This is a genomic window from Aquirufa sp. (genome assembly GCF_044377215.1).
In the GTDB taxonomy this organism is placed as follows: Bacteria; Bacteroidota; Bacteroidia; order Cytophagales; family Spirosomataceae; genus Aquirufa.
The window spans coordinates 36,534-50,058 of the sequence record NZ_JBILJM010000019.1; the positions used below are offsets into that span (position 1 = coordinate 36,534).

9 protein-coding genes are annotated in these 13,525 nt (G+C 44.0%); 7 read left to right on the forward strand and 2 right to left on the reverse strand.

The window, feature by feature from the left end; genetic code table 11:
* The first annotated feature begins 7 nt into the window (after window positions 1–7).
* Entirely contained in the window at window positions 8–916 is a 909-nt protein-coding gene (locus tag ACIQ6T_RS07395) for a DUF4835 family protein (RefSeq protein WP_395785259.1), read from the forward strand.
* A gap of 86 nt (window positions 917–1,002) precedes the next feature.
* Here ACIQ6T_RS07395 and tilS read toward each other — a convergent pair whose 3' ends face one another.
* Window positions 1,003–2,325: a tRNA lysidine(34) synthetase TilS gene (gene tilS / locus ACIQ6T_RS07400; RefSeq protein ID WP_395785260.1), complete on the reverse strand. Its 1,323-nt coding sequence runs from the start codon at window positions 2,323–2,325 to the stop codon at window positions 1,003–1,005.
* Window positions 2,326–2,357: 32 nt separating this feature from the next.
* On the opposite strand from tilS, the gene ACIQ6T_RS07405 reads away from it, so the two are divergent.
* Together ACIQ6T_RS07405 and ACIQ6T_RS07410 are read left to right on the forward strand one after the other, a co-directional pair.
* A complete protein-coding gene (locus tag ACIQ6T_RS07405; RefSeq protein WP_395767285.1) occupies window positions 2,358–3,881 on the forward strand; it encodes an OstA-like protein in 1,524 nt (507 codons plus the stop codon).
* Window positions 3,882–3,974: 93 nt separating this feature from the next.
* Window positions 3,975–4,352 carry a T9SS type A sorting domain-containing protein gene (locus tag ACIQ6T_RS07410; RefSeq protein ID WP_395767286.1) on the forward strand — a complete coding sequence of 126 codons (378 nt, stop codon included), beginning with the start codon at window positions 3,975–3,977 and terminating at the stop codon, window positions 4,350–4,352.
* A gap of 248 nt (window positions 4,353–4,600) precedes the next feature.
* Here ACIQ6T_RS07410 and htpG read toward each other — a convergent pair whose 3' ends face one another.
* Entirely contained in the window at window positions 4,601–6,418 is a 1,818-nt protein-coding gene (gene htpG, locus ACIQ6T_RS07415; protein WP_395785261.1) for a molecular chaperone HtpG, read from the reverse strand.
* Window positions 6,419–6,507: 89 nt separating this feature from the next.
* On the opposite strand from htpG, the gene ACIQ6T_RS07420 reads away from it, so the two are divergent.
* The 4 genes from ACIQ6T_RS07420 to lpdA all read left to right on the forward strand — a co-directional run bounded on the left by ACIQ6T_RS07420 (window position 6,508) and on the right by lpdA (window position 13,350).
* Window positions 6,508–7,383 carry a type IX secretion system membrane protein PorP/SprF gene (locus tag ACIQ6T_RS07420; RefSeq protein ID WP_395785262.1) on the forward strand — a complete coding sequence of 292 codons (876 nt, stop codon included), beginning with the start codon at window positions 6,508–6,510 and terminating at the stop codon, window positions 7,381–7,383.
* A gap of 249 nt (window positions 7,384–7,632) precedes the next feature.
* Window positions 7,633–10,362 carry a 2-oxoglutarate dehydrogenase E1 component gene (locus ACIQ6T_RS07425; protein ID WP_395785263.1) on the forward strand — a complete coding sequence of 910 codons (2,730 nt, stop codon included), beginning with the start codon at window positions 7,633–7,635 and terminating at the stop codon, window positions 10,360–10,362.
* A gap of 9 nt (window positions 10,363–10,371) precedes the next feature.
* Complete coding sequence (gene odhB, locus ACIQ6T_RS07430; protein ID WP_395785264.1) at window positions 10,372–11,898, forward strand: 2-oxoglutarate dehydrogenase complex dihydrolipoyllysine-residue succinyltransferase; 1,527 nt, start codon at window positions 10,372–10,374, stop codon at window positions 11,896–11,898.
* 45 nt (window positions 11,899–11,943) lie between these two features.
* The gene (lpdA, locus tag ACIQ6T_RS07435) at window positions 11,944–13,350 is read left to right on the forward strand and encodes a dihydrolipoyl dehydrogenase (protein ID WP_395785265.1); all 1,407 of its coding nucleotides are present in this window, start codon (window positions 11,944–11,946) and stop codon (window positions 13,348–13,350) included.
* Window positions 13,351–13,525 lie beyond the last annotated feature (175 nt).

Consider the following 13,525-nt stretch of genomic DNA (forward strand, 5'->3'; position numbering starts at 1 on the left):
TTTCAATATGAAATCTTTCCGCGCTTTTCTAGTAAGTATTTTATGCTTCGGTTCTTGGGTGCTATGTGCCCAAGAACTTGAAGTTTCTGTTACAATTAATACGGAGCAAATTCAGCTCGATCAGCAACGTGGCACGTCCCAGATTTATGCGGAGTTGCAGCGTACCATCCAAGAATTTTTATCGAGTAGACGTTGGTCTAATGACGTTTTTTCTCCCGAGGAAAAAGTTAAGGTGAATCTTAATTTATTGTTGACGAAAGCCAGCTCACAAGGAGACTTTGAGGCCAATGCGCGTTTGCAAGTTTTGCGGCCGGTTTTTGGCACTTCGTATGAGACGGTGATTTTGAATGTCATTGACAAGAATTTTAATTTCAAATACTTGACTGGAACGCCGATCACCTATAACGATAATAGTTATATGGATAATTTTAGTTCGATGTTGGCCTATTACGCGAATCTATCCCTGGCCTATCATTACGATTCGATGGGTTTACGTGGCGGTGATTTTTTTGTTCAGAAGTTGACAAATTTAACCAACCTCGCCCAAAACTCAGGTTCTGGCTGGGGAACCATGAATGATATACGATCGCGGGTTGCGATTGCGGAAGGTTTGCTGAACCAACAAATGCAAGGCTTGCGTGAGGTTTATTATACGTACCATCGCATTCATTTAGATGCGTTTAAGGATAAGCCCGATGATGCGCGGAAAGGGATTTTAGAATTGTTAATGCAGATTCGTCAGATTAATCAAGTTCGGCCGGGTGCCGCTTCCATTCGCGTGTTTTTCGATTCCAAATCGGATGAGATTTTTTCTATTATGGATGAAGCGTCGCCTTCTGAGCGGCAGCAGGCCTTTGCTTATTTGAGTTTATTGGATCCGATTCGTACGGAAATGTATCGGAAACTGATTCGATAGAATATCAGTTTTTTACTCCCAAAAAATCTTTTTCCCCCTTACCTTTGGCAATCCTCCAAGGTTTGCCAAAGGTAGGTGGTAATCAGTTATTTGATCTCGAAAATCATGACCGTTTCGGTCTTTTCACTTACCTTAAATCGGTTGTCAATTCGCTGCCCAACTATCCAGGCAACGGAACCTTTACTAAGTAATAAGTTTGTCTTCTTTTTCAAATTCACCGGCACCTTTTTGTCCGTTAAAAAATCCGAAATCAATTTTTTGCTATTCATACCGAGTGGGCAGAACCAATCGCCTTCCTGCGCCTTGCGGATCTCCAACGGAAAAGTCAGGCTATCTGCGTCTAAACACGCAATATTCGGATCGGTGGGCACTTTGAAATCAGGTGTTTTTTCTTCCACATAAATGTGCAGCATTTTATTCCCTACTTGAATATCTTCGTCCTCTTCTTGAATGAGAATCGGCTTAAATTCGGATTGATCTTTCGGACTGATCACCCATTGCGCCCGATCTATGTTCAAGGTAAACAAAGGTGATTCGAAAATCTTACCTACTTTGTCGGCAGGGTGCTGAATAATTTGCTCGATTTGATCTGGATGAAAATGTAAGCCTTGCAACCAGCGTTGCTGCATAACTTTTTCTTTGGAGCTTAATTCGGCTAATTTGACGAACTGATTATTGGAGGTATCTGTGGTACAATTAGTAGATTTCCAGGCGTCAAATTCATCTGAAATCCAATCTTCGACAGCTCGAATGCGCGCACTCGTTTGGGCCAAGGTCTGATCGAATGATGGATTCATTTCCTGAAACTTGGGAACGATTTCGTGGCGAATGAAATTGCGTTGGTACTTCGTGGATTCGTTGGACGAATCCTCCCGCCAAGCCATCCGATTCGCAACTACCAAATCAAAAATTTGCTCTTGTGTGGCAAAGGCCAAAGGACGAATCACGTGCCCATTTTTAAGGGGTATGCCGTGAAAACCAGCTAATCCACTGCCGCGTGTCAGGTTTATGAGTACCGTTTCTGCGCTATCCATCAGGTGGTGCGCCGTAGCGATGTATGAATATCCTTCTTGTTGTCTAATTTCTTCGAACCAATTGTAACGCAATAAGCGCGCGGCCATTTGGGTCGAAATCTTTTCTTTTTCTGCGAAGGCTTTTGTATCAAAAACGATGGAATGATAGGGGACTTTCAGGGTTTTGGCAAACTTTTTGACGAACACCTCATCCGCAATTGACTCCTCGCCGCGCAAGCTGAAATTCACGTGAGCTATGCCAAAATTAAATTTGGCTTGGGCAAATAATTTAGCCAAAACCATGGAATCAATCCCGCCACTTACGGTCACAAGGATTTTATCTTCCGGTTTAAATAAATTCTCTTTTTGGATAAATTGGATGAAATCTTCCAGCATAAAATTGGTAAATTGCGCGTTCAAACTTTACTATGCGGCAAAGATACCGAATATTCCTGCTTTTCTTGTTGGTGTTCCCTGCAATCCTGCAGGCGCAAAGTCAATTGGAAGTCATTCGGGCGGATAGTTTGAATGGGGTCCAACAAGAATTAATTATGCGCAAAACCTTAATTGGTCGTGTGCAATTGCGTCAAGGAACGACCTTGTTAAGTTGCGATCAAGCGGTTTTAAATAGCACAACCAATAATGTTGAGGCGTATGGTCACGTTAAAATTGTGCAAGCGGATACCGTGACGATACTTGGCGATACGGCGATTTATAATGGCGATAGCCGACAAGCCTTTATCACTGGGCGCGTGAAGTTGGATGATCATACCATTATTTTAACGACCAACAAACTGGATTATGATATGAATTCGCGTATGGCGATTTATCATACGGGGGCGAAGATTATTGACAAGAAATCTACGTTGACAAGTCGCGAAGGCTTCTATAATACGGTGACGAAAAACTTCTTATTTAAGGAAAAGGTCCGTGTCGTTGACAAAGAAGGCGGGCTCGTACGAGCTGATTCTTTGCGCTATAACACCACTTCCAAAGAGGCCTATTTCATTTGTCCTACGGAGATAATTACCCAAAAAGATACGGTTTTGACGACAGCTGGTTTTTATAATACGCAAACTAAAGTCTCCAATTTTACCGGTCGGTCTACCGCGCGTACTGCCGAATATATTTTATCGGCTGATACACTTTTCTATGATAGTCCCACGCAGATTGGGGTGGCACGCGGAAATGTGGAGTTTTTGAGTCAAAAAGAAAAGGTGATTTTGACGGGGGATCATGGGCGTTATGCGGGGAAGTCGGGTGTGACCCGTGTGTTTGGCCATGCGCTAATGAAGAATATTTTGGAGAAAGACACCTTGTTTTTGACGGCGGACACCTTGGTGTCCATCAACATACAGAAAGATTCGATCCGGAAATTATTTGCCTATAAAAACGTCTTGATTTATAAATCGGATCTCTCCGGGAAGTGCGATTCTCTGGGTTACGATGTGAAGGATTCAACCATTCATTTTTACCAAAAGCCGATTCTTTGGGCCAATGGCTCGCAGATGCAAGCGGATTCCATGTCATTATTTATGACGAACCAAAAGCTGCGCGAGATGCGCTTGCGCGGACATTCCTTTATCATTACCAAAGACTCTGTGGCTCATTATAATCAAATTAAAGGCCGAAAAGTCTGGGTGCATTTTGCTGATGATTCTAAATTGAAGCGCGTGCAAGTGGATGGAAATGGAGAAAGTGTTTATTATGTGATGGACGACAAACAAGTCACCACTGGACTAAATCGCGTTGAATGCAGCCGAATGAACATTTTTTTCGATGATAATAAAGTGAAACGGATTGCCTTTATTACGAAGCCTGAAGCCAAATTTGCGCCTCCTAAAGAGTGGAAAGAGGAACTCGAATATTTAGATGGGTTCAACTGGCGTGCGAAAGAAATTATTACCTTGCCGATGGTCTTGGATCGGGTTCGTACTGTTAAAAAACCTTAAAATTTGGCCTTTTATCCTGTAAATGGCCTGTTTGGCCTTTTCCTTGTTTGCATTGCAATAAAGTATCCCTATTTTCGTTTTAGAAATTCTACGATGAACAAACGCTTTTTACTTTTAGGGTTATTGGTGCTAGGTCTTTTGACCGCAGCTAAGCCTGCACAGGCGCAAGTAGCTAAGTCAGGTGAGAATTATTTATTTGTCAATGATCGTGTTCAAGTTTCTCATTTATATCCCAACCCGGCCGTTGATTATGCGGAAATTGATTTTCAGATCAATGCGGGTGTGCAAGATGTTAAGCTTACCTTCTACAATATTTTAGGTCAAGAAATAAAAGAAATTACCTTAGAACGTGATCAGCGTTCCGCACGAATTCCGATGCGTGATTTTAATAACGGTATGTATATGTACCAATTGACGATCGATGGTCGATCCGTCGCCACCAAGAAATTAATTGTTCGTAAGGGTATGTAAATAAAAAATCCCTGGTCTTTCGGCCAGGGATTTTTTATTGTAGACGCGAGGTATCGCGTCTCTACATTTTCAGACGCGAGGTGTCACGTCTCTACATTTTCAGACGCGAGGTGTCACGTCTCTACATTTTCAGACGCGAGGTGTCACGTCTCTACATTTTCAGACGCGAGGTATCGCGTCTCTACATTTTCAGACGCGAGGTATCGCGTCTCTACTTTTTTAGACGCGAGGTATCACGTCTCTACATTTTATTGCTTGGCGATTGTGCGCTTAATAAACGCTGTCAAATCAGCACCTGTCAATAAATTCTGCGACAAGAGCGCCAAATCCGAGATTTGCTTCGCTAACGCTTTTTGCTCATCCTCCGAAGTAAGCTCAGCTAATTTGCTGATCAACGGGTGATTCGCATTCACCGTGATGTTGTAAGTCGTAGGCATCGCACCAAACATGCTCATACCGCCACCGCCATTCTTCGACATTTCACTCATGCGGCGCATGAATTCATTTTGCGTTACAATTGCAGGCAATTCGTCTGGTGACATCGCTTCCACCGCCACGACTTTTTGTTTGTCATTTAAGGTTTCTTCGAAAACCTTTTTTACGGATTCTTTTTGCGCATCACTCAGAATTGCTTCCAGATTGATACCGGTGTCGATCAACTTTTCAATGCGGTCAGCGTCCACACGTTTCCACTGTGTTTTTTCCAATTTGGCCTCCATCCCTTGAATAAAATGGCTGTCAATCAAGGAATCTAAACGGATCACCGAATAGCCTTTTTGTGTGGCGGATTGAATAAAGGCATCTTGTTGCTGAACATCCGTCGTATATAAATATACTTTATTGCCGTCTTTGTCGGTCTGTGCCGCCTGAACCTCCTCCGCATATTCATCCAGCGTGAAATATTTTCCAGCCATGTCTTGTACCAAACAGAAATCCTTGGCTTTCTCCATGAATTTCTCGTCGGAAATCATACCGTATTTGATGAATAGGCCAATGTTTGCGAATTTCTCCTCAAACGCTGGTCTATCCGCCTTGAATAATTCGGCCAATTTATCGGCCACTTTCTTCGTGATGTACGAGTTGATTTTCTTCACATTCGAATCCGCCTGCAAGAACGAACGCGATACGTTCAATGGGATATCCGGTGAGTCGATTACCCCATGCAATAACATCAAAAACTCAGGCACGATATCCTTTACTTCATCCGTGATGAATACTTGTCGGCTGTATAATTGAATCTTCTCACGCTGCAATTGCATCTCATTCTTCACTTTCGGGAAGTACAAAATACCCGTTAAATTAAATGGATAATCAACGTTCAAATGAATCCAGAATAACGGTTTCTCTTGCATTGGGTACAATTCATCATAGAATTGCAAGTAATCTTCATCCGTTAAATCAGCGGGTGATTTAGTCCAAATCGGACTTGGGTTGTTGATGATTTTCTCTTGAAACTCAATCGGCATTGGCAAAAACTTGCCGTACTTATCTAAAATTGATTTCAATCGGTACTCCTCTAAAAACTCCTCAGAATCTTCCGCAATGTGTAAAATGATATCCGTTCCGCGGGTCTTCTTTTTCGCTGATGCGATGGAATACTCGGTGGATCCGTCGCAAATCCAACGCGCCGCCTCGGCACCATCTTGATACGATTTTGATATAATTTCAACTTCTTTTGAAACCATAAATGCGGAATAGAAGCCTAAGCCAAAATGACCGATGATTCCTTTGTCATCACCCTGGTCCTTGTATTTTTCCACAAATTCTGTGGCGCCAGAGAACGCAATTTGATTGATGTATTTTTTAATTTCTTCGGCCGTCATTCCGATTCCATTATCTGAAATCGTGATTGTCTTCTTGTCTTTATCGAAGCTTACCTTAACTTTTAACTCACCCAATTCACCATTGAATTCACCAATAGAACTCAAGCGTTTGATTTTTTGGGTGGCGTCTACTGCGTTGGAAACCAACTCACGAAGGAAAATCTCGTGGTCCGAATAGAGAAATTTTTTGATGATGGGAAAAATATTCTCGGTGTGAATGGAGATGTTACCTGTTTCTTTCATGTTTAATTGAGATTAAAAATCATAAATTTGAACCACTAGTTATCAAATGATATTCCAAGCCGATTGGAAATGTCATATTGTCAGATTTTATGAAAAAAATTATTTTCCTCGTTTTGATGGTGCAGGTGGCGTTGGGCCAACAAGAATCCCTGCGGATGGTGTATCCATTTATTCCCATGGGGATTAATCCTGCGGAAGCCGGTCTACGGGGTGTAGCGTCAATAACCGGTATTTATCGCAAAAAACCGCTATTCCAACAAAATTTCGGAGGTTCCTCGCAGCAATATTTCAGCTTCGACATGCCCATCGCGCAAGGAAAAGGCGGGATTGGGTTTTTGGCTTATAATACCGACCAATCCTATTTGTTGCCACAAGGTGGACTGGCGGCCAACCTCGGTTTATCGGCCGTCGGATCGTATGCTGTCGATTGGGGAAGGGGGAATACCCTGCGTTTCGGAGGACAAGTAGGGATAGATCAATATCCTATTTTGGATAAAACAGGTACCGCTGTACTGCGCAGCAGCTTTGGGCTGGGGCTGATGTATACACATGATCAATTAGTTGTAGGCATTAGTAAACCCACCCGCGAGGCGCCCACCTATGTTCGTGCTACCTATACCATGAATTTAGATGATTCTTTTACTACCAAATTCGGATCCGTGATTCGATTCGGATCGGGTGAAACAAAAGTAGACGCGCACGCCACGGTATGGTATCACGAAAAAGTGGGTGCGGGTCTTTGGTATCAAGGAACGGGATCGGAATTTGGCGATGCTGCGTTACTGTTGAGTGCAGAAGTAGCACTCGGACGAAATTTCCGCGTGGGCTATGCATACGATTTACTAGGAAAACAAGTAGCCTTGGCCACGCCCATGAGCTCCGGTGTAGCCTCAGGATTTCATCAAATTTTTCTTCGCTATGAGATCGATACCGGGAATGGGAAAATTGCCGAGTTTAGACCCTAAGGAAGTAGGAAATTATTTTGACTTTAAGAGGATATTATTGGAATAAATAAAGATTTTTTTTCATCATGTTTAAATTGAATTTTTTCGAAAGAAATTTGTGCCTTTATAAGGTAAAAAACCCAATTTTTTGGAAATAAATACAAAAGAGTATAGTAAATTGCGGGGATTTTTTTCAGAGATAAACACGCGTGCTTAACCAAATCAATAACGTTTGAAACTTTTTCTAGTCACCGGCTAGAATTTTACATTATGGATCCATTTTCCTACGTTGCGAATGCAGATACACAGGTCATTGCCGACCTGTATGAAAACTACAAACAAGACCCTAATTCCGTAGACAACTCTTGGAGAGATTTCTTTAAGGGATTCGATTTTTCACAAACCTGGTTAGGTGAAGGTGCGTCTTCCGGCGCTGCATCTGCAGATTCAGGTCACATTCAGAAGGAAATGGCGGTGATTTCACTCATCAAAGCCTTCCGTTCCCGTGGTCATTTGTTATCCAATACCAATCCTGTCCGCGTACGTAAAGATCGACAGCCTCGTTTGGCTTTAACCGATTACGCGCTGTCAGATGCTGATTTAGATACCGTTTTCCAAGCAGGTACTTTCCTCGGAATCGGGCCAGCGACGTTGCGTCAAATCCAAGACGCCCTACATAAAATCTATGCAGGTACCATCGGGTTTGAATATTCATACATCCGCGAGGTGGATACGAAGGAATGGTTGCGCAACAAGATTGAAAAGGAAGCTTTGGCTTTCAACCCAACCATTGAAAAGAAAAAACATATCCTCGAGAAATTAAACGAAGCAGTCGTTTTCGAGAATTTCTTAGGTACAAAATATTTAGGCCAAAAGCGCTTCGGACTTGAAGGTGGTGAATCTACCATTGCGGGTTTGGATGCGATCATCAACAAATCTGCGGATCTGGGCGTGAAGGAAGCGATGATTGGTATGGCGCACCGCGGTCGTTTGAACGTGTTGGCCAACATCATGCACAAATCATACGAATCGATTTTTGATGGTTTCGAAGGAAATGTGCCCAATGAAATTCATGGCGATGGTGATGTAAAATATCATTTAGGCTATTCTTCGAAGCATATTTCACCAAACGGTAGCGAAATTTCATTGAAATTAGCGCCCAATCCATCCCACCTCGAGGCGGTAAATCCATTAGTAGAAGGTTTCTGTCGGGCAAGTGCTGACGCCCATTATAATGGTGATTATTCGAAAGTAATGCCGATTTTGATTCACGGAGATGCAGCGGTAGCCGGTCAAGGTATCGTGTACGAAGTGACCCAAATGGCGAAATTAAAAGGGTATTCAACCGGTGGCACCATCCACTTTGTGATTAATAACCAAGTAGGTTTTACCACCGATTTTGAAGATGCGCGTTCGGCGATTTATTGCACGGATGTAGCGAAGATTATCGACGCACCGGTATTCCACGTGAACGGAGATGATCCAGAAGCGGTGGTTTTCGTGTCGCGTATCGCTGCTGAATTTCGTCAGGAATTTGGTCGGGATGTATTTGTCGACATGGTTTGCTACCGTCGGAATGGTCATAATGAGTCAGATGAGCCGCGTTTTACGCAGCCTACGTTGTATGCCAACATAACCAATCATCCAAATCCGCGCGAAATTTACATTCAAAAATTAATCAAGCAGGGTGAAATTGAGGCAAAATTAGCCGAGCAAATGGATTCTGAATTCAAGGCAGAGCTACAAGCGCGCTTGGATTTAGTGAAGCAAAAAGTTCGCCCTCCTTACATTCCTTTGAAATTAGATAATGCGTGGTCGGCATTGCGCTACTCAACCGAAAAAGACTTCGAAAAATCGCCTAAAACGGCCATTTCTCAAGCCGTAGTAGATCAGGTAGCGAAAGCAATTACGACCTTGCCAAAAGGTTTTGTTGCCTTGAAGCAAATTGAAAAGGTAATTGCTGATCGTAAAGTATTCTTCGAAAAAGGTGAATTAAACTGGGCTACGGCTGAGTTGTTAGCCTATGGTTCATTATTAGTTGAAGGCAAAGCGGTACGTTTATCGGGACAAGATGTCCAACGTGGTACGTTCTCACACCGCCATGCGGTATTGCACGATGCCAATACAAATGAAAATTACAGTTCCTTAAATCATATTTCAGATAAGCAGGAGCAAGCTCAGATTTATAACTCATTATTGTCGGAATACGGCGTACTAGGTTATGAATTTGGTTATGCCTTAGCGAATCCGAATGCTTTAGTTATTTGGGAGGCACAGTTTGGTGATTTTGCCAATGGCGCGCAGACGATGATTGATCAGTTTGTTTCTTCACACGAATCGAAGTGGGGGACACAAAATGGGTTGGTGATGCTGTTGCCACATGGCTATGAAGGTCAAGGACCGGAGCACTCGAATGCCCGTCCAGAGCGTTTCTTGCAATTAGCGGCTGAGAATAATATGGTGATTGCGAATTTGACGACGCCAGCGAATATATTCCATGCGCTGCGCCGACAATTAACTTGGGAGTTCCGTAAGCCACTCGTGGTAATGTCGCCAAAGTCAATTTTCCGTCATCCGAAAGTAGTTTCGAAATTGGAAGCCTTTACGAAAGGTTCGTTCCAAGAGGTGATTGGGGATGACTATGCAGATAAAGCGAAAGTGAAACGCGTCTTGATCTGTTCTGGTAAAGTATATTTTGACTTGATGGATCGTCAAGAAAAAGATAAGCGTAAGGATGTGGCGATTATCCGTTTGGAGCAATTGCATCCATTCCCAACGAAGCAAGTGGAAGCGGAATTGGCAAAATACAAATCGGCAGAAATTTTCTACGTGCAAGAAGAACCGGAAAACATGGGCTATTGGTCGTATGTGATTCGTGAGTTTGGTTGGTCACGTTTTGCCAAATTAGTCGCACGTAAGAAATCGGCCTCACCGGCGACAGGATTCTTGAAGGTGCATGGAGAGGAGCAGGCAGCATTGATAAACAGAGCATTTGAATAATCGAATATTATGGCTATAGAAATGAAAGTGCCCGCGGTGGGCGAATCAATCACGGAAGTAACGGTTGCCACTTGGAACAAAAAAGAAGGCGATCACGTGAAATTGGATGAGGTATTGTGCGAACTAGAGTCGGACAAAGCCACGTTTGAATTGCCAGCTGAGGCTGAAGGTATTTTGCACATTGTGGCAAAAGAAGGCGATGTTTTGCCGATCGGTGCAGTAATTTGCACGATTGAGGCGGGCGGTGCAACTGCATCGGTTACCGTAGCAGACGCCGCTCCGGCAGTAGTAGCCGCTCCTGCACCCGCAGCAGCTCCGGCTCCAGCAGCAGGGCCAACGACCGTGTTGGAAGTTAAAGTTCCTGCAGTAGGTGAGTCGATTGCCGAAGTAACCGTTTCGGTTTGGAATAAGAAAACAGGTGATGTTGTTTCATTGGATGAAGTTCTTTGCGAATTAGAGTCGGACAAAGCGACCTTCGAATTGCCAGCTGAATCAGCAGGTGTATTAGAGGTGATTGCGCAGCCAGGTTCTGTTGTTCCGATTGGAGGCTTGTTGGCAAAAATCACCGTAGGTGGTTCCGTAGCAGCAGCGCCAACGGCGGCACCAGCTCCAGCGGCAGCGGCTCCGGCAGTTTCTTCAGATGCAACGTATGCAGCAGGTCATCCATCTCCAGCAGCAGCAAAAATATTAGATGAAAAAGGAATTGCGGCAGCATCGGTTGCGGGTTCAGGTGTGGGTGGACGTATCACGAAAGAAGATGCCGTAGCAGCTTCGAAACCAGCGGCGGCTGCACCGGCAGCTCCGGCAGCTCCGGCTTCTGCACCAGCGGTAGCACAAGGCGGAACACGTCGTGAGAAAATGAGTTCATTGCGTAAAACAGTGGCCCGTCGTTTGGTGGCTGTGAAAAATGAAACGGCGATGTTGACAACCTTCAATGAGGTAGACATGAAGCCGGTTATGGATTTACGTGGAAAATACAAAGATAAATTCAAGGAGAAACATGGCGTGGGCTTAGGCTTTATGTCCTTCTTCACGAAAGCGGTTTGCGTGGCCTTGAAGGAATACCCTTCGGTAAATGCGAAGATCGATGGCGATGAAATCGTGTTCCACGATTATTGCGATATTTCGATTGCGGTTTCTGCACCAAAAGGTTTGGTTGTACCGGTGATTCGTTCAGCAGAGAACTTGTCGCTTGCGGGTATCGAATCTGAAGTAGTTCGTTTAGCGGGAAAAGCACGTGAGAATAAATTGAGTTTGGAAGAAATGAGTGGCGGAACATTTACGATCACGAATGGTGGGGTATTTGGTTCGATGCTTTCTACGCCAATCATCAATGCGCCACAAGTTGCGATCTTAGGTATGCACAATATCGTTGAGCGTGCGGTAGTGGTTGACGGTCAAATCGTTATTCGTCCGATCATGTATTTGGCATTATCGTATGATCACCGCATCATTGATGGCCGGGAGTCGGTGAGTTTCTTAGTTCGCTTAAAGCAACTATTGGAGGATCCAGCTCGTTTATTATTAGATATTTAATGACTAGAATAGGCCTTGCGGGGCCTATTCGCTTTCAATCGCCTTATGCAAGAATTTGATGTTGTCGTAATTGGTTCGGGTCCTGGTGGATATGTTTCGGCTATCCGTTCGGCCCAATTGGGTTTCAAAGTGGCCATCGTGGAGAAATATGCCGTGATGGGTGGAACGTGTTTGAACGTGGGATGTATACCTTCGAAAGCATTGTTGGACTCGTCTGAGCACTACCACAATGCGGTGCATACCTTCCAAGATCATGGAATTGATATTTCAAAACCGAAAGTCAATATGGACCAAATGATCAAACGCAAAGCGGGTGTGGTTTCGAATTTGAACGCGGGAATTGCGTATTTGATGAAGAAAAATAAGATCACGACCTTCCATGGTTTGGGATCATTTGATTCAGCGAAAACAGTTAAAGTGACCAAAGAAGATGGTTCTTCAGAGGTGATTGCTGGAAAGAATATTGTGATTGCGACGGGTTCTAAGCCAACGATCCTGCCGTTCATTCCGGTGGACAAAGAGCGTATTATCACGTCGACCGAAGCCTTGAAAATGAAGGAAGTTCCAAAGCACTTAATCGTGATTGGAGCTGGGGTAATCGGCGCTGAATTAGGTTCTGTTTACGCACGTTTAGGATCAAAAGTTTCCTTTGTGGAATTTGCGGATAGCATGATTGCCACGATGGATAAGACGATGGGCAAGGAATTGCAAAAGTCGATTGCCAAATTAGGCGCTGATTTTTACTTGTCGCACAAAGTGACAGGTGCATCGGTGAAGGGGAAAGAAGTGACGGTGAAAGCACAAGATGCGTCGGGTAAGGAAGTCGAGATAAAAGGAGATTATTGCTTGGTGTGTATCGGTCGCCGACCGTACACGGATGGATTGAACTTAGCTGCGGCGGGTTTAACGGCCGATGAGCGTGGTCGGGTTGCGGTAGATGAGCATACGCTTCAAACATCGGTTCCGGGAATTTATGCGATTGGTGACGTGGTTCGTGGAGCGATGTTGGCTCACAAAGCAGAGGAAGAAGGAACTTTAGTAGCAGAAGTTATTGCAGGCCAAAAGCCGCATATCAATTATAATTTGATTCCAGGTGTCGTTTATACCTGGCCAGAAGTGGCTTCGGTAGGGAAGACGGAACAAGAATTGAAAGCGGCAGGTATCGCTTACAAAGAAGGTTCATTCCCGTTCAAAGCTTTGGGTCGTTCAATTGCATCGGGCGATGTGGATGGTTTGGCGAAAGTTCTAGCAGATGCCACAACAGATGAAATCTTAGGTGTTCATATCATCGGCGCACGTGCAGCAGATATTATTGCAGAAGCGGTGGTAGCGATGGAATACCGCGCATCAGCAGAAGATGTCGCTCGCATGTCACACGCGCACCCGACGTACACGGAAGCTTTGAAAGAGGCTTGTTTGGCTGCAACGGCGAAGAGGTCTATTCATTCGTAAAATTGTAGAGACGCGATACTTCGCGTCTATTTTTTTGATTTGTATTTAAGACGCGAGGTATGAACTGCACCCAAAAAGTTGGACAACTTATTGGGTGTTTTTTTATGTCAAGAAAAATCAAGTACTCCTACGATCTCAAGCTTTCAAGTGTTAAAGCATTTATTGACGATCATCA

What these genes read in the sequence shown, in the direction of transcription:
- ACIQ6T_RS07395 (WP_395785259.1), top strand. Translation starts at nt 8, where the DNA reads ATGAAATCTTTCCGCGCTTTTCTAGTAAGTATTTTATGCTTCGGTTCT.
- tilS (WP_395785260.1), bottom strand. Translation starts at nt 2,325, where the DNA reads ATGCTGGAAGATTTCATCCAATTTATCCAAAAAGAGAATTTATTTAAA.
- ACIQ6T_RS07405 (WP_395767285.1), top strand. Translation starts at nt 2,358, where the DNA reads ATGCGGCAAAGATACCGAATATTCCTGCTTTTCTTGTTGGTGTTCCCT.
- ACIQ6T_RS07410 (WP_395767286.1), top strand. Translation starts at nt 3,975, where the DNA reads ATGAACAAACGCTTTTTACTTTTAGGGTTATTGGTGCTAGGTCTTTTG.
- htpG (WP_395785261.1), bottom strand. Translation starts at nt 6,418, where the DNA reads ATGAAAGAAACAGGTAACATCTCCATTCACACCGAGAATATTTTTCCC.
- ACIQ6T_RS07420 (WP_395785262.1), top strand. Translation starts at nt 6,508, where the DNA reads ATGAAAAAAATTATTTTCCTCGTTTTGATGGTGCAGGTGGCGTTGGGC.
- ACIQ6T_RS07425 (WP_395785263.1), top strand. Translation starts at nt 7,633, where the DNA reads ATGGATCCATTTTCCTACGTTGCGAATGCAGATACACAGGTCATTGCC.
- odhB (WP_395785264.1), top strand. Translation starts at nt 10,372, where the DNA reads ATGGCTATAGAAATGAAAGTGCCCGCGGTGGGCGAATCAATCACGGAA.
- lpdA (WP_395785265.1), top strand. Translation starts at nt 11,944, where the DNA reads ATGCAAGAATTTGATGTTGTCGTAATTGGTTCGGGTCCTGGTGGATAT.